Annotated in this window: 34 protein-coding genes and 4 pseudogenes; 1 reads left to right on the forward strand and 37 read right to left on the reverse strand. The window is 34.6% G+C overall.

The window, feature by feature from the left end:
• Positions 1-12: 12 nt before the first annotated feature.
• From ASE21_RS18955 to ASE21_RS18965, 3 genes are all read right to left on the reverse strand, one after another.
• The gene (locus ASE21_RS18955) at positions 13-801 is read right to left on the reverse strand and encodes a polysaccharide biosynthesis/export family protein (RefSeq protein WP_057124281.1); all 789 of its coding nucleotides are present in this window, start codon (positions 799-801) and stop codon (positions 13-15) included.
• A 70-nt stretch (positions 802-871) separates the two neighbouring features.
• Positions 872-1492 (reverse strand): recombination mediator RecR, encoded by a 621-nt coding sequence (gene recR / locus ASE21_RS18960; protein WP_057124282.1) that lies wholly within the window; start codon positions 1490-1492, stop codon positions 872-874.
• Positions 1493-1661: 169 nt separating this feature from the next.
• A complete protein-coding gene (locus ASE21_RS18965) occupies positions 1662-2027 on the reverse strand; it encodes a CoA-binding protein (protein ID WP_057124283.1) in 366 nt (121 codons plus the stop codon).
• A 149-nt stretch (positions 2028-2176) separates the two neighbouring features.
• Between ASE21_RS18965 and ASE21_RS18970 the strand changes: the two genes are divergently transcribed.
• Positions 2177-2806: a MarC family NAAT transporter gene (locus ASE21_RS18970; protein ID WP_057124284.1), complete on the forward strand. Its 630-nt coding sequence runs from the start codon at positions 2177-2179 to the stop codon at positions 2804-2806.
• A 65-nt stretch (positions 2807-2871) separates the two neighbouring features.
• Here ASE21_RS18970 and ASE21_RS22345 read toward each other — a convergent pair.
• From ASE21_RS22345 to rplB, 34 genes and pseudogenes are all read right to left on the reverse strand, one after another.
• The coding region (locus tag ASE21_RS22345; RefSeq protein WP_242410305.1) for an arginine deiminase-related protein at positions 2872-3063 on the reverse strand (192 nt) is incomplete at its 5' end.
• 1 nt (position 3064) lies between these two features.
• A pseudogene (gene ctlX, locus ASE21_RS18975) lies at positions 3065-3745 on the reverse strand (citrulline utilization hydrolase CtlX); the annotation flags it as partial.
• Positions 3746-3783: 38 nt separating this feature from the next.
• Positions 3784-4007: pseudogene (locus ASE21_RS22065) on the reverse strand (arginine deiminase-related protein); the annotation flags it as partial.
• Positions 4008-4080: 73 nt separating this feature from the next.
• Positions 4081-4608 (reverse strand): dimethylarginine dimethylaminohydrolase family protein (locus tag ASE21_RS22070; RefSeq protein ID WP_242410306.1); only part of this gene is annotated, 528 nt, incomplete at its 5' end.
• Between the two features lies 1 nt (position 4609).
• Positions 4610-5019 (reverse strand): annotated as a pseudogene (locus tag ASE21_RS22350) (amidinotransferase); the annotation flags it as partial.
• A gap of 1 nt (position 5020) precedes the next feature.
• Positions 5021-5427 (reverse strand): annotated as a pseudogene (locus ASE21_RS22485) (amidinotransferase); the annotation flags it as partial.
• A 63-nt stretch (positions 5428-5490) separates the two neighbouring features.
• A complete protein-coding gene (locus ASE21_RS18985) occupies positions 5491-6768 on the reverse strand; it encodes a citrate synthase (protein ID WP_057124285.1) in 1278 nt (425 codons plus the stop codon).
• A 156-nt stretch (positions 6769-6924) separates the two neighbouring features.
• Entirely contained in the window at positions 6925-8217 is a 1293-nt protein-coding gene (gene eno, locus ASE21_RS18990) for a phosphopyruvate hydratase (protein WP_057124286.1), read from the reverse strand.
• A gap of 102 nt (positions 8218-8319) precedes the next feature.
• The gene (gene carA, locus ASE21_RS18995; protein ID WP_057124287.1) at positions 8320-9438 is read right to left on the reverse strand and encodes a glutamine-hydrolyzing carbamoyl-phosphate synthase small subunit; all 1119 of its coding nucleotides are present in this window, start codon (positions 9436-9438) and stop codon (positions 8320-8322) included.
• A 239-nt stretch (positions 9439-9677) separates the two neighbouring features.
• A complete protein-coding gene (gene rplQ, locus ASE21_RS19000) occupies positions 9678-10169 on the reverse strand; it encodes a 50S ribosomal protein L17 (protein WP_053470833.1) in 492 nt (163 codons plus the stop codon).
• 62 nt (positions 10170-10231) lie between these two features.
• Complete coding sequence (locus tag ASE21_RS19005) at positions 10232-11224, reverse strand: DNA-directed RNA polymerase subunit alpha (RefSeq protein WP_008464329.1); 993 nt, start codon at positions 11222-11224, stop codon at positions 10232-10234.
• 21 nt (positions 11225-11245) lie between these two features.
• On the reverse strand, positions 11246-11851 hold the full coding sequence (rpsD, locus tag ASE21_RS19010) for a 30S ribosomal protein S4 (RefSeq protein WP_057124288.1): 606 nt from the start codon (positions 11849-11851) through the stop codon (positions 11246-11248).
• Positions 11852-11943: 92 nt separating this feature from the next.
• On the reverse strand, positions 11944-12327 hold the full coding sequence (gene rpsK / locus ASE21_RS19015; protein WP_012022477.1) for a 30S ribosomal protein S11: 384 nt from the start codon (positions 12325-12327) through the stop codon (positions 11944-11946).
• A gap of 8 nt (positions 12328-12335) precedes the next feature.
• Positions 12336-12710 (reverse strand): 30S ribosomal protein S13, encoded by a 375-nt coding sequence (rpsM, locus tag ASE21_RS19020; protein ID WP_012022478.1) that lies wholly within the window; start codon positions 12708-12710, stop codon positions 12336-12338.
• Between the two features lie 2 nt (positions 12711-12712).
• Entirely contained in the window at positions 12713-12829 is a 117-nt protein-coding gene (gene ykgO, locus ASE21_RS21655; protein WP_002987490.1) for a type B 50S ribosomal protein L36, read from the reverse strand.
• 12 nt (positions 12830-12841) lie between these two features.
• Complete coding sequence (gene infA, locus ASE21_RS19025; protein ID WP_007136545.1) at positions 12842-13057, reverse strand: translation initiation factor IF-1; 216 nt, start codon at positions 13055-13057, stop codon at positions 12842-12844.
• Positions 13058-13064: 7 nt separating this feature from the next.
• Positions 13065-14411, reverse strand: a complete 1347-nt coding sequence (secY, locus tag ASE21_RS19030) for a preprotein translocase subunit SecY (RefSeq protein ID WP_057124289.1) — start codon at positions 14409-14411, stop codon at positions 13065-13067.
• Between the two features lie 13 nt (positions 14412-14424).
• The gene (gene rplO / locus ASE21_RS19035; RefSeq protein WP_057124290.1) at positions 14425-14877 is read right to left on the reverse strand and encodes a 50S ribosomal protein L15; all 453 of its coding nucleotides are present in this window, start codon (positions 14875-14877) and stop codon (positions 14425-14427) included.
• An 11-nt stretch (positions 14878-14888) separates the two neighbouring features.
• Positions 14889-15071 (reverse strand): 50S ribosomal protein L30, encoded by a 183-nt coding sequence (gene rpmD / locus ASE21_RS19040; RefSeq protein ID WP_012022481.1) that lies wholly within the window; start codon positions 15069-15071, stop codon positions 14889-14891.
• An 11-nt stretch (positions 15072-15082) separates the two neighbouring features.
• Positions 15083-15607, reverse strand: a complete 525-nt coding sequence (rpsE, locus tag ASE21_RS19045; protein WP_085950926.1) for a 30S ribosomal protein S5 — start codon at positions 15605-15607, stop codon at positions 15083-15085.
• 3 nt (positions 15608-15610) lie between these two features.
• Positions 15611-15961, reverse strand: coding sequence for a 50S ribosomal protein L18 (rplR, locus tag ASE21_RS19050; RefSeq protein WP_057124291.1), 351 nt, complete (start codon positions 15959-15961; stop codon positions 15611-15613).
• Positions 15962-15972: 11 nt separating this feature from the next.
• Positions 15973-16515, reverse strand: coding sequence for a 50S ribosomal protein L6 (rplF, locus tag ASE21_RS19055; protein ID WP_057124292.1), 543 nt, complete (start codon positions 16513-16515; stop codon positions 15973-15975).
• 18 nt (positions 16516-16533) lie between these two features.
• The gene (gene rpsH, locus ASE21_RS19060; RefSeq protein ID WP_029272051.1) at positions 16534-16932 is read right to left on the reverse strand and encodes a 30S ribosomal protein S8; all 399 of its coding nucleotides are present in this window, start codon (positions 16930-16932) and stop codon (positions 16534-16536) included.
• A 77-nt stretch (positions 16933-17009) separates the two neighbouring features.
• Entirely contained in the window at positions 17010-17279 is a 270-nt protein-coding gene (gene rpsN / locus ASE21_RS19065) for a 30S ribosomal protein S14 (protein ID WP_008464305.1), read from the reverse strand.
• Positions 17280-17282: 3 nt separating this feature from the next.
• Positions 17283-17834 (reverse strand): 50S ribosomal protein L5, encoded by a 552-nt coding sequence (rplE, locus tag ASE21_RS19070; RefSeq protein WP_012022484.1) that lies wholly within the window; start codon positions 17832-17834, stop codon positions 17283-17285.
• Between the two features lie 2 nt (positions 17835-17836).
• Complete coding sequence (rplX, locus tag ASE21_RS19075; protein WP_008464300.1) at positions 17837-18151, reverse strand: 50S ribosomal protein L24; 315 nt, start codon at positions 18149-18151, stop codon at positions 17837-17839.
• An 11-nt stretch (positions 18152-18162) separates the two neighbouring features.
• On the reverse strand, positions 18163-18531 hold the full coding sequence (gene rplN, locus ASE21_RS19080) for a 50S ribosomal protein L14 (protein WP_007803649.1): 369 nt from the start codon (positions 18529-18531) through the stop codon (positions 18163-18165).
• A 2-nt stretch (positions 18532-18533) separates the two neighbouring features.
• Entirely contained in the window at positions 18534-18794 is a 261-nt protein-coding gene (gene rpsQ / locus ASE21_RS19085) for a 30S ribosomal protein S17 (protein WP_012022485.1), read from the reverse strand.
• A 17-nt stretch (positions 18795-18811) separates the two neighbouring features.
• A complete protein-coding gene (gene rpmC, locus ASE21_RS19090) occupies positions 18812-19003 on the reverse strand; it encodes a 50S ribosomal protein L29 (protein ID WP_008464297.1) in 192 nt (63 codons plus the stop codon).
• Positions 19004-19015: 12 nt separating this feature from the next.
• Complete coding sequence (rplP, locus tag ASE21_RS19095) at positions 19016-19441, reverse strand: 50S ribosomal protein L16 (RefSeq protein WP_017495016.1); 426 nt, start codon at positions 19439-19441, stop codon at positions 19016-19018.
• A gap of 19 nt (positions 19442-19460) precedes the next feature.
• The gene (gene rpsC, locus ASE21_RS19100; RefSeq protein WP_012022487.1) at positions 19461-20219 is read right to left on the reverse strand and encodes a 30S ribosomal protein S3; all 759 of its coding nucleotides are present in this window, start codon (positions 20217-20219) and stop codon (positions 19461-19463) included.
• Between the two features lie 5 nt (positions 20220-20224).
• Positions 20225-20638, reverse strand: a complete 414-nt coding sequence (gene rplV, locus ASE21_RS19105; protein ID WP_007803631.1) for a 50S ribosomal protein L22 — start codon at positions 20636-20638, stop codon at positions 20225-20227.
• 6 nt (positions 20639-20644) lie between these two features.
• A complete protein-coding gene (rpsS, locus tag ASE21_RS19110) occupies positions 20645-20923 on the reverse strand; it encodes a 30S ribosomal protein S19 (RefSeq protein ID WP_012022488.1) in 279 nt (92 codons plus the stop codon).
• Between the two features lie 6 nt (positions 20924-20929).
• On the reverse strand, positions 20930-21754 hold the full coding sequence (rplB, locus tag ASE21_RS19115) for a 50S ribosomal protein L2 (protein ID WP_035650459.1): 825 nt from the start codon (positions 21752-21754) through the stop codon (positions 20930-20932).
• Between the last annotated feature and the right edge of the window lie 5 nt (positions 21755-21759).

Here is a 21759-nt window from a genome sequence, read left to right on the forward strand (position 1 = left end):
AATAATTATTTTTTAATTTCTGATTATCAAATAAACTGTTGTAGCCAATGACAGTAAAGTTATTATGGTTCCGATAGATTGTATCCCGGTTTGACCAGTCCCCCATGTCTTTTGCTTCAACGGTTTAACATATATATAATCATTTGGCTGTAAATAATAATAGGGCGATTTCATAACATTAACATCTGTAAGATCTATTTCATTCATTAGAACTCCAGTTGGAGTTTGGCGAATAACCATCACAGCTTTTCTATTTCCAACTGTTGTAATATCTCCTGCATTGGCAACAGCTTCCATTATATTCACATTATCCTTAAATAATGTTTTTGTTCCTGTACTTGCAACTTCTCCATTTATCGTATATCTAAAACCTGCCAATTTTACTGTGACAAAAATGTTAGCTTCACTTTTAAAATATTCTTCAAGTAATTTTTTTTCAATTTTAATACGAACTTCTTCAAGAGTATATCCAATAACATTAATTTCTCCTAAAATTGGTATTCTTATATTCCCATGATCATCAACTGTAAATCCATCAAAATACAAGGTTGATTCTGATTTGGCATCAATATTACTTTCTGCTTTATTAAAAATAGAAACTAATTTAGGATCAATAGCTTTTATGTTGACACTTAAAACATCATTTACCTGTAATCGATAAGGCTTAGATTCTACTGATGCAATATTATTTTGCTCTGATGAAGTGTTTTTATCCTGAAGATACACTAGATCGTTTAGTGGAATACAAGATGTAAATAAGGTGCTTATCAACAAGAATATATAAAAGCTGTTTTTTGTCATTTTGAAAATTTTATCGCAAATATAGTTTTTCCTTTACTCTTCAGGAAATCTATATATTATTTGATTCGATTTAATTGTTTTTGAAAGTTTTTTCAAACGGAACCCGATGCAAAATACTTCTCCCAAGAGTGATTTCATCTGCATATTCTAATTCATCTCCAACAGAGATCCCTCTCGCAATTGTAGAAATAATAATTTCAGATTCAGCAATTTGTTTGTAAATGTAAAAATTTGTGGTATCTCCTTCCATAGTAGAACTTAGTGCAAAAATAATTTCAATTACTTTTCCTGCCCTTACTTTTTCAACTAAACTGGAAATATTTAACTGACTGGGACCAACTCCTTCTATCGGAGAAATTTTTCCGCCCAAAACATGATAAATTCCTTTATACTGCCCTGTATTTTCTATAGCCATAACATCTCGAATATCTTCGACCACACAAATGGTTTGATGATTTCTGGCATTATTTGCACAAATTTCGCAGACTTTTGTATCTGAAATATTATGGCAGCTTTCACAAAACTTAATATCCTCACGCATATTTAATAATGCCTGAGAGAGAAATCCAGTCTGCTCTTTTGGCTGTTTTAATAAATGAAGAACCAAACGCAATGCCGTTCGCTTACCTATCCCTGGTAATTGCGACATTTCGTTGACTGCTTTTTCTATTAGTTTTGATGAAAATTCCATGACGACAAAAGTAATACTTTTAATGGTATCACTAATTTTGATATATCGAAAATCAACTATTTAGGGAAATAAATATTTATTTCCCTAAATAGAAGTAAAACTTTTTCCAGCTATTTTATATTTATTGAGAATTTAAAAGATAGAATAGAAACTTAATCAGCTTTCTGGATTAATATTGATTTGTGGCCAGCAGAACCAAAGTACAGGCAACTTCTACTTCAATATTATTTAACTCTAATAATTGATATAATTCCGGATTTTCAGTTCCCGGATTAAAAATCACTCTTTTTGGATGAGCTTCGACAATGTAATTGTAGTAATCACGCTGACGAGCAGGATTTAAGTATAAAGTAACAGTATCAATATTGGTTACCGGAATGGCTTTTGTTTGAATTTTAACTCCGGCAACTTCTCCCGTATTTTGTCCTATCGCGATAACCGTATGTCCTTTTTGAGTTAAAGAATTTATAGCTCTAAAAGCATAACGCTCAGGTTTTGTGGTAGCACCAAGAAGTAAGGTTTTTTTATTTTTCATCATCTTAAATATTATACAAAAGTAGTGAAAAAAATATGGGACAAATTATTCTATTGATTTCAAATATTGACTTTAAAAAATAATATCAAATATTAATTTGTCACGAGATATTAAAATTTGACTATTTTTACTTCACTAACCAGTTTTATATGGATCTATTTATTTATCTGTTTGCAGCACTTTTTTCTGTACTAAACCCAATTGGAACAGTTCCAATTTTTGTTGGATTAACACAGCATGATTCGCAAAAAGAGCGTTCAAGAATTTCTTTATGGACAGCCATAAACGTTGGTATTATTTTATTGGTTTCTTATTTCATTGGTCAATATGTTCTAACTTTTTTCGGAATAAGTATCGATGCACTTCGAATTGCCGGCGGAATTGTAATTGTAAACTCTGGTTTTTCTCTGCTTTCTGGCAAATTCAATAAAAAACGAGGCATCAACAAAAAAATTGAAAGCGAAGTACAGCAAAGGAACGACATAGCCTTAACACCTTTAGCAATACCAATGCTCGCCGGACCTGGTTCTATTTCTTTGTTAATAGCATTTTATCAGGAACATCACGAAATGGAAGAAATTGTTTTTTCCTGCCTGGCAATTTTAGCAATTGCAGTTGTTATTTTTGTTATCCTGAAAAGTGCACATTATTTAGCCCGTATATTGGGTGCTTCAGGAATTGTAGCGATTTCCAGGATCGTTGGTTTTATTGTAATATCTATCGGAATTCAATATATCGTGAGCTCGATTATAAATATTATTAAAGGAAATTTGATGTAGTTCACTATGCTTAAAATAAAAAAAGGGACAACTTTAAAACTGTCCCTTTTTTATATCTATAAATTTTAATTTTTCGGCAAAAACACTTCAGCCATCATGCATCGTGCACTTCCGCCTCCGCAGGCTTCAATTGTATCTAAGCTCGAACTTAATATTGCAGCATGTTTCTCCAATTGCTGGATTTGTTTCGGAGTTAGACTTTGATGAGCAGAGGCGCTCATAACAATATATTTTTTATCGTTTGTCCCTCTAACTTCNAGCATGTTTCTCCAATTGCTGGATTTGTTTCGGAGTTAGACTTTGATGAGCAGAGGCGCTCATAACAATATATTTTTTATCGTTTGTCCCTCTAACTTCCAGCATATTACCGGCAAAATTATTAACCTGGTCTTCTGTAATCAGAATGATTTCTTTTTTATCTTCTTTCAAATTATCCAAAACCATTTTTCGCTCTTTTTTATCATCAATACAATCAGCACAGATCACGGCAAAAGTCTCACCCAGGCACATCATTACATTGGTATGATAAATTAGTCTGCGATCGCCGTCAACGGTTTGAAACGCTTCAAAAATTACCGGGGCATAATCAAAATCTTCACAGAATTCTATAAACAATTCTTCGTCTGCGCGGGGAGATAAGGCACAATAGGCTTTTGCATTAGCACGATCTAATAGTAAACTTCCTGTTCCTTCTAAAAAATAACCATCTTCTTCTGCTGATGTGTAATCTATTATATTAGAAATCACAAAACCTTTTTCTTCAAGGGTGTCTAAAATATCCTCACGACGTTCCAAACGACGGTTTTCTGCAAACATTGGATAAAGTGCCACGTCACCATTTTCATGGAAGGAAACCCAGTTATTTGGAAAAATACTGTCCGGAGTATCTGTTTCTAAAGTATCTTCGATTACTGTAACATCAACTCCAACGGCTCTCAGCTTTTCAACAAAAACATCAAATTCCTGTTGTGCTTTGNTCCGGAGTATCTGTTTCTAAAGTATCTTCGATTACTGTAACATCAACTCCAACGGCTCTCAGCTTTTCAACAAAAACATCAAATTCCTGTTGTGCTTTGGCATTAACTGTACTTGGCAGTAATCCGTCCAATACTTTTTGGTAATAATTATTTACCGCTGTCTGTTCATTCATTCTAAAAGCAGCAGGCCGAATCATTACGATTGCATTTGTTGTTTGTTTCATGTTTTTTTATTTTTTTGTTTCAGGTTTAAGGTTTCAAGTTATGACAACTTGAAACCTTAAACCTGAAACTTTTTTAGTCTCTAATTAATGGCAGGGTTGAGCATCTCAACAATCCTTCTTGTTTTGCAATTTCAGCATACGGAATTTCTTCTACAGTAAAACCGTTTGCCCGAAGCCAATTGTTTAAGCGGGTAAAGTTTTTCTCAGAAACCACCACATTTGTATCAATCGAAAATACATTTGAAAACATATGATACATTTCCTCTCTTTCAATATGAAACAGGTTTTCTTTTCCAAAAAGATTTACCAGATACAAATAATCGGCTTCTTCACGAAAACCTCTTTTATAAATAATGCCTTTATCTTTTCCAACGGGTTGAAAACAGCAGTCTAGATGCAATGCATTATCACGGGCTTCCAATTTGGATTTTACCAGATCAAATTCCTTGACAATTTTATTTGGAAACAGCTCTTTGATATAATTTACGCCATGCATGTTTGTACGCGCAGTGATATAATCTTTATAATCGCTTCCTTTATAAGTTCCTATAAAAATATGATCGTTCCAAAGCATAACATCTCCGCCTTCGATATGAACTTCNCGCGCAGTGATATAATCTTTATAATCGCTTCCTTTATAAGTTCCTATAAAAATATGATCGTTCCAAAGCATAACATCTCCGCCTTCGATATGAACTTCTTCGGGCGGGCGCACCACTTTTATGGGATCGATTTGATCAATTACATATTGAATGGCATCTAACTCGCGTTCGCGATCGGGCAGAATATTCGATTTTATAAAGACATCATCAATTACAAACCCAATATCCCTTGCAAAAATCTGATTGTAATTTTCGATCATTTCAGGACGATAAACCTTTACATCGTATTTCTGAAAAACAGCATTAAAAGCGTTCATTTCAGCAACCATGTCTTTTTCTACAGGGTATGTACCTGCTTTAATATGTTCCAGCGATTTAGGATCATAGGCTTCATCTATTGATGGAGTTGGNCCGCCTTCGATATGAACTTCTTCGGGCGGGCGCACCACTTTTATGGGATCGATTTGATCAATTACATATTGAATGGCATCTAACTCGCGTTCGCGATCAGGAAGAATATTCGATTTTATAAAAACATCATCAATTACAAACCCAATATCCCTTGCAAAAATCTGATTGTAATTTTCGATCAATTCAGGACGATAAACCYTTACATCGTATTTCTGAAAAACAGCATTAAAAGCGTTCATTTCAGCAACCATGTCTTTTTCTACAGGGTATGTACCTGCTTTAATATGTTCCAGCGATTTAGGATCATAGGCTTCATCTATTGATGGAGTTGGYCCATTATGAACGGCCGAACCCAAAACTACTGCACGCAGTCTTGACGTTTCGTTCTTTACATTTAATGGCAGCATAACTTTATTATATTTTGAGCAAATATAAAAAAAGCTTCACAGTTAAGTGAAGCTTTCTTTTTTTTATTTATTAGACTTAAACTCTCGTAGCGGATGTCCTGTATAAATTTGTCTTGGTCTTCCAATTGGTTCTTTGTTTTCACGCATTTCTTTCCATTGTGCGATCCAGCCAGGAAGCCTTCCAATAGCAAACATAACAGTAAACATATCTGTTGGAATCCCTAATGCTCTGTAAATAATTCCAGAGTAAAAATCAACGTTTGGATATAAGTTTCTTGATTTGAAGTAATCATCCTCAAGGGCTGCTGTTTCTAATTTTCTTGCAATATCTAAAATCGGGTCTTCAACACCTAAAGTTTCTAAAACTTCTTTAGCCGCTTTTTTGATGATCTTAGCTCTTGGATCAAAGTTTTTATAAACTCTGTGACCAAATCCCATTAAACGGAAAGGATCGTTTTTATCTTTTGCTTTTGCCAGGAATTTATCTGTGTCGCCGCCATCTTTGTTAATTTCCTCAAGCATTTCAAGCACGGCCTGATTAGCTCCTCCGTGAAGCGGCCCCCAAAGAGCAGAAACTCCGGCAGAAATAGATGCAAATAAACCTGCGTGAGATGACCCAACCATTCTTACCGTAGATGTTGAACAGTTCTGCTCGTGATCTGCGTGAAGAATAAATAATTTATCTAAGGCATCAACAACAACAGGATTTACTGTATAAGGTCCTGTAGGTAATTTAAACATTAATTGCATAAAATTTTCTACATAACCAGTTGTATTGTCATAATAGTTTAACGGATAACCCATTGACTTTCTGTAAGTCCAGGTTGCAATTACAAGAAATTTACCCATTGTTTTGCAAATGGCTTCATACATTTCTTTTTCATTATCAACGTTTACCGCCTTTGGATTAAATGCTGTCAAAGCACTTGTCAAAGCAGATAATACACCCATTGGATGCGCTGTTTTTGGAAAACCGTCAATGATATTTTTCATCTCTTCGTTTACCAAAGTATGTTTTTTAATACCATTTTCAAATTGCTCTAATTCCTGAGCAGTTGGTAATTCTCCAAAAATCAAAAGATAAGAAACTTCTAAGAAGTTAGCCTTTTCAGCTAAATCTTCGATTGAATATCCTCTGTAACGTAAAATTCCTAATTCTCCGTCTAAGAAGGTGATTTCGCTCTTACAAGATCCCGAATTTTTATATCCCGGGTCAATTGTAATAACACCTGTTAAATCACGTAATTTGTTAATATCGATAGCTGATTCATTTTCACTCCCAGTAATTACCGGAAGTTCAATTTTCTTACCATCTACTTCTAATGTAGCTATTTTTGACATAATATAATCGGAAATAATTCTATAAAATAATAATTTATCAAATCTAAGGAATTTAAGACTAATTAAAAAAAGAATCCTGATATGAATTTGTTAAAACTCCAAAAAAAAACCATTCGCGTTAACGAATGGTTTGATTTCAATATATAACTCTTACAATTATTTGATCTTGAAAGCGTTTAATCCCGGGAAATAAGCAGTACTTCCCAACTCTTCTTCGATTCTTAATAATTGGTTGTATTTTGCCATACGATCAGAACGAGACGCAGAACCTGTTTTAATCTGTCCACAGTTTAAAGCAACAGCTAAGTCTGCGATTGTATTATCTTCAGTTTCTCCAGAACGGTGAGACATTACAGATGTATAACCCGCATTTTTAGCCATGTTTACAGCTGCAATTGTTTCAGTTAAAGTTCCGATCTGGTTAACTTTTACTAAAATTGAATTAGCAATTCCTTTTTCGATACCAGTTGATAAACGAGCTACGTTAGTAACAAATAAGTCATCTCCAACTAATTGTACTTTATTTCCAATTTTATCAGTTAAAGCTTTCCATCCATCCCAGTCATCTTCGTACATACCATCTTCGATAGAAATAATTGGATATTTAGCAGCAAGTTCAGCTAAATAATCAGCCTGCTCTTCAGAAGTTCTGATTTTTCCAGTTTCACCTTCAAACTTAGTGTAATCGTATTTACCGTTTACATAAAATTCAGAAGCTGCACAGTCAAGAGCAATCATAATTTCGTCACCGAAAGTATATCCTGCTTTTTCAACTGCAAGTTTAATCGTGTCTAATGCATCTTCAGTACCGCCAGCTAAGTTTGGAGCAAAACCTCCTTCGTCACCAACAGCAGTGCTTAAACCTCTGTCGTGTAAAACTTTTTTCAAGCTGTGGAAAATTTCAGTTCCCATTTGCATAGCATGTGTAAAAGAAGTTGCTTTTACCGGGAAAATCATAAATTCCTGAAATGCGATAGGCGCATCAGAGTGAGAACCTCCATTAATGATATTCATCATCGGTACAGGCAATGTGTTAGCAGAAACTCCACCAACATATCTGTATAAAGGCAGTCCAAGTTCGTTTGCAGCAGCTTTAGCAGCAGCTAAAGAAACTCCCAAAATAGCATTAGCTCCTAATTTAGATTTATTTGGAGTTCCGTCTAAATCGATCATTAACTGATCAATTGTGTTTTGTTCAAAAACAGAAGTTCCAACTAATTCTTCAGCAATAACAGTATTTACATTGTTCACTGCATTCAAAACTCCTTTTCCAAGATAGGCTTTACCTCCATCACGTAATTCAACAGCTTCGTGCTCTCCGGTTGATGCTCCAGATGGAACTGCAGCTCTACCTAAAACTCCGTTCTCAGTTACTACATCAACCTCGATAGTAGGATTTCCTCTGGAATCCAAAATTTGTCTTGCGTGAACTTTAATTATAATACTCATTATTTTTGTTTTTTATTAATAGATTATAGATTTTTTTTCGAAATTATAAAAATATTTAATATTAAAAACGAATTTTCTTTACTAAACACCTTTATTTATTAACTACATCGTTTTAGACACTGCCAGTTTTATATTCTCAACAAATTGGTCAAATAAATAAGACGAATCATGTGGTCCCGGACTTGCTTCCGGGTGGTATTGTACTGAAAAACAATTTTTATTCTTCATACGCATTCCCGCAACAGTGTCATCATTTAAATGTATATGAGTCAGCTCCAATTCAGGATGTCCGTCCAAGGCTTCTCTTTTTACAGCAAATCCGTGGTTCTGCGATGTAATTTCACCCTTCCCTGTCAAAAGATTTTTTACAGGATGATTGATTCCTCTATGCCCTCCAAACATTTTATAAGTCTGAACGCCATTAGCTAAAGCAATAATTTGATGGCCTAGACAAATTCCGAATAATGGTCTGTCATCTGCAATTATTTTCTTTGCTACTTCAATTACTCCATGTAACGGGTCCGGATCCCCAGGTCCATTTGACAAAAAGAACCCATCAGGATTAAATGAATTTAAATCTTCATATGTAGCATCGTATGGAAAAACTTTAATATAGCAGTCTCTCTTGGCAAAGTTTCTTAAAATGTTTTTCTTAATTCCAAGGTCAAGTGCAGAAATTCTATAAGCTGCATTTTCATCACCAACAAAATAAGGTTCTGTAGTCGAAACTTTAGAAGCCAGTTCTAAACCTTCCATATTTGGAACATTTGATAATTCTTTTTTCAAGTCTTCAATTGAAGTTCCATCAGTGCAGATTACAGCATTCATTGCCCCATTATCACGAATATAACTAACCAGAGCTCTTGTATCAACATCAGAAATACAAATCAAGTTTTGTTTCGCAAAATAATCTTTTAAACTTCCAGATGCACCTTCTCTTGAATAATTAAAACTAAAGTTTTTACAAACCAAACCAGCAATTTTCACATCTTCTGATTCGATCTCCAGATCATTTACACCATAATTACCAATATGAGGATTAGTAGTTACCATAATTTGCCCAAAATAAGAAGGATCTGTAAAAATCTCCTGATATCCGGTCATTCCAGTGTTAAAACAAACTTCACCGAAAGTTTTACCGCTGATTCCGATAGATTTACCATGAAAAATAGTTCCATCACTTAGTAATAAAATGGCGCTTTGTCGTGTTGTGTATTTCATTCTTTAATTTGTATTGTTTTTAATCGTCTAATGAAACTTTAGGTTTCAACTGTAATTAGATATTTTGCAAATTTACTTCTTTAAAAGAGTGCTGCCAAGATTTTTTAAAATTTTCATTCATAAAAATAAAACCCTGACAATGAAATAAGTTAAATTTCACTCTTCTAAAAAATTCAAAAAAAAAGGATAAACTAAAAATTAGCTTATCCTTGATTTCTATAGAATCATTACTTTCATAATTATTCAGAAGCTTCAGTAGTCGATTCTGATTCAGCTGCAGGAGCTTCAGGAGCAGTACCTTCAGCTTTTTTAGCTTTACCACCACGACGGCTTTTAGCTTTTTTAACTTCTTTTTTACCTCCGTTGTAAAGTTCATTGAAATCTACAAGTTCGATCATCGCCATATCAGCGTTATCTCCCAAACGATTTCCAACTTTAATGATACGAGTGTATCCTCCTGGACGGTCACCAACTTTAGCAGCTACATCTCTGAACAAGTCTGTTACAGCATATTTACTACGTAAGTAAGCAAAAACAATACGACGATTGTGAGTCGTATCCTCTTTTGATTTTGTGATTAAAGGCTCAACGAATTGTTTAAGCGCTTTAGCCTTAGCAACAGTAGTGTTAATACGTTTGTGCTCAATAAGAGAACAAGCCATATTTGCCAACATAGCTTTTCTATGTCCAGTCTGTCTGCTTAAGTGGTTGAATTTTTTTCCGTGTCTCATGACGTGTTTTTTTTATCTTCATCTTGCTTCAATCCACTATGGAGAGCAAAATATGAAGTAAATTATTCTTTATCTAATTTGTATTTAGCTAAATCCATTCCGAAAGTTAAATTCTTCACTGCAACAAGTTCATCAAGTTCAGTTAAAGATTTTTTACCGAAATTACGGAATTTCATTAGGTCATTTTTATTGAACGATACTAAATCACCAAGTGTATCAACTTCAGCCGCTTTCAAGCAATTTAATGCTCTTACAGATAAATCCATATCAACAAGCTTAGTTTTAAGCAATTGTCTCATATGCAATGACTCTTCATCATACGATTCTGTTTGTGCAATTTCGTCAGCCTCAAGTGTAATTCTTTCATCAGAAAACAACATGAAATGGTGAATTAAAACTTTAGCAGCTTCAGTAAGAGCATCTTTTGGATTGATAGAACCATCAGTTTTAATTTCAAAAACTAATTTTTCGTAATCTGTTTTTTGCTCTACACGGAAATTTTCGATTGCATATTTTACATTTTTTACCGGAGTAAAAATAGAATCTGTAAAAATCGTTCCAATTGCAGCATTCTGTTTTTTGTTCTCTTCAGCAGGAACGTATCCTCTACCTTTTTCGATTGTTAAATCGAAGTTCAATTTGATTTTAGAATCTAAGTTACAGATAACAAGGTCTGGATTCAAAACTTGGAAACCTGAGATAAATTTTTGAAAATCACCTGCTGTTAATTGATCTTTACCAGAAACAGAAATAGTAACTGATTCATTATCGATATCTTCAATTTGACGTTTGAAACGTACTTGTTTCAGATTAAGGATAATTTCGGTAACATCTTCAACAACACCTGAAATAGTAGAAAACTCATGATCTACACCTTCGATACGAACAGATGTAATTGCATAACCTTCTAACGCTGAAAGCAAAACTCTTCTAAGTGCATTACCAACTGTCAATCCGTAACCAGGTTCTAAAGGTCTAAATTCGAATTTACCTTCAAAATCGGTTGAATCGATCATGATAACTTTATCGGGCTTTTGAAAATTAAATATTGCCATAAATTTCGACTAAGTCAATTATTATTTGTTGTACAACTCTACGATTAATTGTTCTTTAATGTTTTCTGGAATTTGAAGTCTCGCAGGTATAGAAACAAAAGTTCCTTCTTTAAGATCATTGTTCCAGGTAATCCATTCATAAACATGACTTGAATTTGATAAAGAACGCTCGATAGCCTCTAAAGATTTAGATTTTTCACGAACTGCAACTTTATCACCAGGTTTTAGGTGGTAAGAAGGAATGTTTACAACTTCTCCGTTTACTGTAATGTGTCTGTGAGATACAATTTGACGAGCACCTCTTCTAGATGGAGCAATTCCCATTCTAAAAACAACATTATCTAATCTTGCTTCACATAGTTGTAATAAAACCTCACCAGTTACACCTTTAGTAGCTGATGCTTTTTCGAATAAATTTCTGAATTGTTTTTCTAAAATTCCATAAGAATATTTAGCTTTTTGCTTTTCCATTAACTGAACAGCGTACTCAGATTTTTTTCCTCTTTTCTTAGCCATCCCGTGTTGTCCAGGTGGGTAATTTCTTTTTTCGAAAGATTTATCATCTCCGAAGATTGCTTCGCCAAATTTACGAGCGATTTTGGTTTTTGGACCAGTATATCTTGCCATTTTAAAAAAAATTTAAGGTAGAAATTATGAATTCAGGTCTAATCCTTCGATAATCTATGTTCTACCTTGTTTATACTATAAAAAATAAAAAATTAAACTCTACGTCTTTTTGGAGGACGACATCCGTTGTGCGGCATTGGAGTAACGTCGATGATCTCAGTAACTTCAATTCCACCGTTATGAATAGAACGGATAGCAGACTCACGTCCGTTTCCTGGTCCTTTTACATAAACCTTAACTTTTTTAAGTCCTGCCTCAAGAGCTACCTTGCTGCAATCTTCTGCTGCCATTTGAGCTGCATACGGAGTGTTCTTTTTAGAACCTCTGAAACCCATTTTACCAGCTGAAGACCAAGCAATAACTTCACCTTTCTTATTTGTCAAAGAAATGATAATATTGTTGAAAGTCGAAGAAATATGAGCTTCACCCGTTGATTCAACGATAACTTTACGTTTTTTTGCAGTTGCTTTAGCCATATTACTTATTATTTAGTTGCTTTTTTCTTGTTAGCAACAGTTTTTCTTTTTCCTTTTCTTGTTCTAGAGTTGTTTTTAGTTCTTTGACCTCTTAATGGAAGACCAGATCTATGACGAATACCTCTATAACAACCAATATCCATTAAACGTTTGATGTTCAAAGAAACTTCAGAACGTAATTCTCCTTCAATTTTGTAAAATGAAACAGCATCACGAATCGCTCCGATCTCGTCATCATTCCAATCTTGAACTTTTTTATCTTGGCTAACTTGAGCTTTTTCTAAAATCTCAATAGCTCTACTTTTTCCTAATCCGAAGATGTAGGTAAGTGCTATAACACCTCTTTTGTTTTTTGGGATATCTACCCCTGCTATTCTTGCCATAATTATCCTTGTCTTTGTTTAAATCTAGGATTCTTTTTGTTTATCACGTACAATCTTCCTTTTCTACGCACGATAATGCACTCGGCACTTCTCTTTTTTACTGATGCTCTAACTTTCATAGTGAATATCCTTTAATATCGATAAGTAATTCTTGCTTTTGACAAATCGTAAGGACTCATTTCCAGTTTCACTTTATCACCAGGTAATAACTTGATATAATGCATTCGCATTTTTCCAGAAATATGAGCAATTACAATATGTCCATTTTCTAACTCCACACGGAACATCGCATTTGACAATGCTTCAATGATTGATCCGTCTTGTTCTATTGCTGATTGTTTTGCCATAAATATATTAAGCTACTGCTTTTCTATTTTTACCAGTCTTCATTAAACCATCATAATGCTTGTTTAACAAGTATGAGTTGATTTGTTGAATAGTATCTATTGCAACCCCAACCATAATTATTAATGAGGTACCTCCAAAAAACATTGCCCAAGATTGTTGTACATCCATAATACTTACAACAATAGCTGGGAACACAGCAATTAAAGCAAGGAATAAAGATCCTGGGAAAGTTATTAAAGACATCACTTTATCTAAAAAATCTGAAGTTTCAGCTCCCGGACGAACGCCTGGAATAAAACCACCGCTTCTTTTTAAATCATCAGCCATTTTGTTAGTAGGTACAGTGATCGCAGTATAAAAGAATGTAAATACAATAATTAAAGTTGCAAAAACAAAATTATACCAAAAACCAAACATATTACTAAATGCACCAACAATAGATTGTGATGTATCTGACTTAGAAAGTCCAGCTACAGCTGCAGGTATAAACATAATTGCCTGAGCAAAAATGATTGGCATAACTCCAGAAGCGTTAAGCTTAAGAGGAATCCATTGTCTATTACCACCTGCCAAATCCTGCTCGTAATCTCCAGTTGTTGTACGACGAGCGTATTGTACCGGAATTTTACGTACTGCCATAGTAAGCAATACACAAGAAATGATTACTAATAACCACACAATAATTTCAATAACTAACAACATTGGACCTCCATTGTTATTGGTAACTCTCGTTGTAAACTCTTGAATAAAAGCTTGTGGTAAACGAGCCAGGATACCAACCATAATTAATAATGAAATTCCATTTCCAATACCTTTATCTGTAATTTTTTCACCAAGCCACATAGCAAAAATTGTACCAGTAACTAAGATGATAACAGACGAGAACAAAAATTCAGGAGAATTAAAGCCTAGTAGAAAAGCACTACCAGGCAATGTTCTGTATAAATTATAGATATAAGTTGGACCTTGAACCAGTGTAATAGCTATAGTCAACCAACGAGTGATTTGATTAATCTTTTTTCTACCACTTTCTCCATCATTCTGAAGTTTTTGTAAATAAGGAATAGCAATTCCCATTAACTGAACAACAATAGATGCAGAAATATAAGGCATGATACCTAAAGCAAAAACTGAAGCTTTAGAGAAAGCACCCCCAGTAAACATGTCTAGGATAGATCCTAAACCATTTTTAGTTTGTCCCGCTAAACCAGTTAATTGAGTTGCATCAATCCCCGGAAGCGTAACATGTGCACCAAAACGATAGACTAAAAGTAATCCTAATGTAATTAAGATTCTGTTTTTCAGTTCTTCGATTTTCCAAACATTACTTAGTGATTCAATAAATTTCTTCATCTTAATAGATAAGTTATATAGTTACAGCTTCACCACCAGCAGCTTCAATAGCAGCTTTTGCAGTAGCAGTAAATTTGTGGGCAGTTACTTTTAATTTTGCTTTCAATTCACCTCTACCTAAAATCTTAACGATTTCATTTTTTGAAGCAAGACGATTTGCTACGAAATCTGTCATAGAAACAGAATCAGTAATCACACCATTGTCTACTAATAATTGAAGCGTATCTAAATTAACACCTTCGTATTCTTTACGATTGATGTTTTTGAAACCAAACTTAGGAACACGTCTTTGAAGTGGCATTTGTCCACCCTCAAAACCAATCTTTTTAGAATAACCAGAACGAGATTTTGCTCCTTTGTGACCTCTTGCAGAAGTACCACCTTTTCCAGAACCTTCTCCTCTACCTACTCTTTTATTTTGATTGTGCGTTGATCCTTCAGCAGGTTGTAAGTTACTTAAATTCATAACAGTATTTGTTATTTAGCTTCTTCAACAGAAACTAAGTGTTTAACTTTGTTTATCATACCAAGGATAGCAGGATTTGATTCATGCTCCACAACTTGTCCTAATTTACGTAGACCTAAAGCTTCTAAACCTCTCTTTTGAGAAAGAGGACAGTTGATCTTGCTTCTTACTTGTTTTACTAATAATTTAGCCATAATTTCCTTGATTAACCTTTAAAAACTTTTTCTAAAGAAACTCCTCTCTGTTTTGCAACAGTATGAGCGCTTCTCATTTGTAATAAAGCATCAAAAGTTGCTTTAACTACGTTATGAGGATTTGATGATCCTTGAGATTTTGATAATACGTCGTGAATTCCTACTGATTCAAGAACTGAACGAACAGCTCCACCAGCAATAACCCCTGTACCATGAGAAGCAGGAATTAAGAATACACGTGCACCACCAAATTTACCTTTTTGTTCGTGAGGAACTGATTGACCATTCAAAGGAATTTTTACTAAATTTTTCTTAGCATCTTCTACTGCTTTCGCAATTGCTTCAGAAACATCTTTAGATTTTCCTAATCCGTGACCAACTACTCCATTTTCATCACCTACAACTACAATAGCAGAAAAACCAAAAGCTCTACCTCCTTTTGTAACTTTAGTAACACGATTCACACTTACCAGACGATCTTTAAGTTCAAGACCACTAGGTTTTACCAATTCTACATTTTTGTATTTAGACATAATATATTAGAATTTAAGTCCAGCGGCTCTTGCGCCTTCTGCTAATGATTTAATACGACCGTGATATAAATAACCACCTCTATCGAAAGTAATGGTATCAATCCCAGCTTGTAACGCTTTCTCTGCAACTAATTTTCCAACAGCAGCAGCGATTTCAACGTTAGTACCTTTTCCTATTTCTTTTTCTCTCGAAGATGCAGCTAATATAGTAACTCCATTTACATCATCAATAAGTTGAGCATAAATTTCTTTGTTACTTCTAAATACAGATAGTCTTGGTTTAGCAGCAGAACCACTAATTGTTTTTCTAATTCTGAATTTAATTCTCTGTCTTCTTTCAGATTTTGTTAATGACATAATCTTATATTTTAAGCTGATTTACCTGCTTTTCTTCTTAATACTTCACCCACAAATTTAACACCTTTACCTTTGTATGGCTCAGGCTTACGGAAACCTCTGATTTTCGCAGCAACCTGTCCTAAAAGTTGTTTGTCAAATGATGTTAATTTTACGATTGGGTTTTTACCTTTTTCAGATATTGTTTCTAAAGATACTTCTGGAGCAATTTCTAAAACAATATTGTGAGAATATCCAAGAGCTAAATCTAATTTTTGTCCTTGGTTTGAAGCTCTATAACCAACTCCAACTAATTCTAGTTCTTTTGTGAAACCTTCAGAAACACCGATAATCATATTATTGATCAAAGATCTAAATAATCCGTGTTTTGCTCTGTGGTCTTTATGATCAGACGATCTTTCTACTGATACTTGATCGCCTTCAACTTTTACAGTTACGTCCGAAAACTCCTGAACTAGCTGACCTTTTTTTCCTTTTACTGTAATAATACCGTCTTTAACTTCTACAGTTACACCAGCAGGGATTACAATTGGGCTTTTACCTATTCTTGACATCTTATCTAGTGTTTAAAATTAGTATACGTAACAAATTACTTCACCACCTACATTTAATTGCTTAGCTTGTTTTCCTGTCATCAAACCTTTTGATGTAGAAACAATAGCAATTCCTAATCCGTTAAGGATTCTTGGTAATTTGGCAGCACCTGCGTACTTACGTAAACCAGGTTTACTAATTCTTTGGATATCTTTAATTACAGGCTCTTTAGTATCTTTATCATACTTTAAAGCAATTTTGATAGAACCTTGAACAGTGTTCGTCTCAAATTTGTAACTTAAGATATAACCTTGATCAAATAAGATCTTAGTTATTTCTTTTTTAAGATTAGAAGCTGGAATTTCAACAACTTTGTGGTTTGCAGCCACAGCGTTACGAACTCTAGTCAAATAATCTGCAATAGGATCTGTATACATATGTATTTGATTGCGATTATGGTTTTCAGGAAGCACCCGCCTCCTGAACCTTTAATCAATTTATAAACTTTTTTAAATTACCAGCTGGCTTTTTTTACACCTGGAATTAATCCATTGTTAGCCATTTCACGGAAAGTTACACGAGAGATACCGAATTGACGGATATAACCTCTAGGTCTTCCAGTTAATTTGCAACGATTGTGTAAACGAACAGGTGAAGCATTTTTAGGTAATCTTTGTAAACCTTCATAGTCTCCAGCTTCTAATAAAGCTTTTCTCTTTTCAGCATACTTAGCTACCGTTTTCTCTCTTTTCACCTCGCGGGCTTTCATTGATTCTTTAGCCATGTCTTAATTCTTTTTAAAAGGTAATCCTAATTCAGCCAATAATGACTTTGCTTCCTTGTCTGTTTTTGCAGTAGTAACAAATGTAATATCCATTCCTGAGATTTTGTTTACTTTGTCAATATCAATTTCTGGGAAAATGATTTGCTCCAAAACTCCAAGATTGTAGTTACCTCTTCCGTCGAAACCAGTAGCTTTAATACCACCAAAATCTCTAACACGTGGTAAAGCAGAAGTAATAAGTCTATCTAAAAACTCATACATTCTTTCGCCACGTAAAGTAACTTTTGCTCCAATAGGCATCCCTTTTCTTAATTTGAAAGACGCAACGTCTTTCTTAGAAATTGTAGATACTGCTTTTTGTCCAGTGATCTTTGTTAACTCATCAACTGCATAGTCAATAAGTTTTTTATCAGATACAGCTGCACCAACTCCACGGCTCAAAACGATTTTTTCAAGTTTAGGAACTTGCATTACGTTTGTATATCCGAATTCTTCTTTAAGAGCAGAGATCACTCTACTCTTATATTCTTCTTTTAGTCTAGGTGTATATGCCATTACTATAGTACTTGATTAGATTTTTTTGAAAATCTTACTTTCTTATCTCCTTCTACTCTAATACCTACTCTAGTTGTTTCCTTAGTTTTAGGATCAATTAAAGCAATGTTAGAAATTTGAATAGAAGCCTCTTTCTTAACGATACCACCTTGAGGGTTTTTAGCACTTGGTTTAGTATGTTTTGAAACCAGGTTTACACCTTCAACGATCGCTTTGTTTTTTTCACGGTAAACACGTAAAACTTTACCTTCAGCACCTTTATGGTCTCCAGCAATAACTCTTACGATATCTCCTGATTTTATTTTTAGCTTTATCATCTTAAAACGAATTAAAGCACTTCTGGTGCTAATGATACAATTTTCATGAATTGTTTTTCACGAAGTTCTCTTGCTACCGGACCAAAAACACGAGTTCCTCTCATTTCTCCTGCAGCATTCAATAGAACACATGCATTGTCATCGAAACGGATATAAGAACCATCAGCTCTTCTCACTTCTTTTTTAGTACGTACAACAACTGCAGTTGAAACAGCTCCTTTTTTTACGTTTCCGTTTGGAGTTGCATCTTTGATAGAAACTACAATTTTGTCACCAACAGAGGCATATCTTCTTTTAGTACCTCCTAAAACACGAATAGTTAAAACTTCTTTAGCTCCCGTGTTATCTGCTACTTTTAGTCTTGATTCTTGTTGTACCATAATTATTTAGCTCTTTCTAAGATTTCAACTAATCTCCAACATTTTGTTTTACTTAAAGGACGCGTTTCGCTAATTCTTACAGTATCTCCAATGTTACAGTCGTTTGTTTCGTCGTGTGCAACATATTTCTTAGTTTTCAACACGAACTTACCGTATAATGGGTGTTTTACTTTTCTTACCTCAGAAATAACGATAGATTTATCCATCTTATTTGAAGTAACAACACCTATTCTTTCTTTTCTTAAATTTCTTTTTTCTTCCATCTTTCAGCAGAATACAATTATTGTAACTCTCTTTTAGTTAACTCTGTAGCTAGTCTTGCAACTGTTCTTCTAACACTTCTAATTTGAAGCGGGTTAGCAATTGGAGAAATAGCGTGAGCCATTTTTAGGTCAGCATATACTTTCTTAGTTTGACTAAGCTTTTCTTGCAACTCCGCTGCAGAAAGATCTTTTATTTCTGATTGTTTCATAATAAATATAAATTATGCTTCGAAATCTCTAGCAACGACGAACTTAGTTTTTACTGGAAGTTTTTGAGCTGCAAGACGTAAAGCCTCTTTTGCAACTGATAATGGAACCCCTCCAACTTCAAACATAATTCTTCCTGGTTTAACAACAGCAGCCCAATACTCAACTGCTCCTTTACCTTTACCCATACGTACTTCAAGAGGTTTCTTAGTAATAGGTTTGTCTGGAAATATTTTAATCCATAATTGTCCCTCTCTTTTCATGTAACGAGTTGCAGCAATACGTGCAGCTTCGATTTGACGAGAAGTTAAGAACATTCCATCTTCATGTACAGATTTAATACCAAACATTCCATTTGAAAGTTCATGCCCTCTTTGAGAGTTACCTTTCATTTTACCTTTTTGTACCTTACGGTATTTTGTTCTTTTAGGCTGTAACATTTTTCTTTAGTTTAAAAATTTACTTTCTTTTACGAGCGTCTGGTTTTCCACCTTTATTAAAGTTAGATTTACCTCTAGGGGCATCTCCACCTTTACCACCGCCAGTACCAGATTGTTTTTTATCCATTCCAGCAAGTGGAGAAAGATCTCTCTTTCCATAAACTTCACCTTTCATGATCCATACTTTGATTCCCATTCTACCATAAGTAGTGTGAGCTTCCGCCAAAGCATAATCAATATCAGCTCTGAAAGTTGATAGAGGAATTCTACCTTCTTTGAAACCTTCTGAACGCGCCATCTCAGCACCATTCAAACGACCAGAAATCAAAACTTTGATACCTTCAGCGTTCATACGCATAGAAGCAGCAATAGCCATTTTGATTGCACGTCTGTAAGAGATACGGCTTTCGATTTGACGAGCGATGCTTGTCGCCACAAGATAAGCATCTAATTCAGGTCTTTTAATTTCAAAGATGTTAATTTGAACCTCTTTGTCAGTAACTTTCTTAAGTTCTTCTTTTAACTTGTCTACCTCTTGTCCGCCTTTTCCGATAATGATACCAGGTCTAGCAGTAGTGATAGTAACGGTTACAAGCTTTAAAGTTCTCTCGATGATTACTTTAGATACACTAGCTTTTGATAAACGAGCGTGGATATACTTTCTGATTTTGTGATCTTCGGCAAGTTTATCACCGTAATCATTTCCACCATACCAGTTTGAGTCCCATCCTCTGATGATACCAAGTCTATTTCCAATTGGATTTGTCTTTTGTCCCATGCTGCTTAAGAATTGCTTTGTGTGTTATTGATAGCTCCAAGCACGATTGTTACGTGGTTAGAACGTTTTCTTATTCTGTGTGCACGACCTTGTGGAGCTGGACGAAGTCTTTTTAACATCATACCACCATCTACTCTGATCTCTTTAACAAATAATCCAGCTTCTTCTAAATTACCTTCACTATTTTTTTGCTCCCAGTTATTGATTGCAGATAATAATAGTTTTTCTAATTTTCTTGAAGCTTCTTTAGAACTGAATCTTAAAATGTTAAGTGCTCTTTCTACCTTCTGACCTCTTACCAAGTCCGCTACTAAGCGCATTTTTCTAGGTGAAGTAGGGCAGTTATTCAATTTTGCGAAAGCAATAGACTTATTAGCCTCTTTTCTCGCATCTGCTGTTTCTCTTTTACGAACTCCCATTGCTTCTTATTTTTTACCTTTATTTTTTGCTCCAGCATGACCTCTAAAAGATCTAGTTGGTGAAAACTCTCCTAATTTGTGACCTACCATGTTTTCTGTTACGTAAACTGGTACAAATTGACGACCGTTATGAACTGCGATAGTTTGTCCAACGAAATCCGGAGTAATCATAGAAGCTCTAGACCAAGTCTTTACTACACTATTTTTACCACTTTCTACGTTTTCCTGAACTTTCTTGTCTAATTTATAATGAACGAAAGGTCCTTTTTTTAATGAACGTGCCATATCTTATTATTTCTTTCTACGTTCTACGATATACTTGTTACTCGGGTTTTTCTTAGAACGAGTTCTGTAACCTTTAGCTGGCAATCCGTTTCTTGAACGTGGGTGCCCTCCAGAAGAACGTCCTTCACCACCTCCCATAGGGTGATCAACAGGGTTCATCGCTACTGGTCTAGTTCTAGGTCTTCTTCCTAACCATCTTGTTCTACCTGCTTTACCAGATACAACTAATTGGTGGTCAGAATTAGAAACAGCTCCAATTGTAGCCGAACAAGTTAACAAGATCAATCTTGTCTCTCCAGATGGCATTTTAATTGTAGCGTATTTCCCGTCTCTTGCCATTAACTGAGCAAAAGTTCCAGCTGAACGAGCAATTACAGCTCCTTGTCCTGGACGTAACTCAATACAAGATATAACAGTTCCAAGAGGAATTCTGCTTAAAGGTAATGTATTACCAATTTCAGGCTGAGATTCTGGACCAGAAACTAATTTCTGACCAACTTTCAATCCATTTTGAGCAATTACATAAGTTTTCTCTCCATCAGCATAAGCCAATAAAGCGATAAATGCAGTACGATTTGGATCGTATTCGATTGATTTCACTGTAGCTGGAATTCCATCTTTAGTTCTTTTGAAATCAATAATACGATATCTCTGCTTGTGACCACCACCCGTATAACGCATGGTCATCTTTCCTTGACTATTTCTACCTCCAGAGTTTTTTATCGGCGCTATCAAAGAGCGTTCCGGCTTATCAGTTGTAATGGCGTCATAACCATTCACAACTCTAAATCGCTGACCTGGGGTAATAGGTTTTAATTTTCTTACTGACATTTTTC

The sequence above is a fragment of the Flavobacterium sp. Root901 genome (assembly GCF_001429765.1).
Lineage (GTDB): Bacteria > Bacteroidota > Bacteroidia > Flavobacteriales > Flavobacteriaceae > Flavobacterium.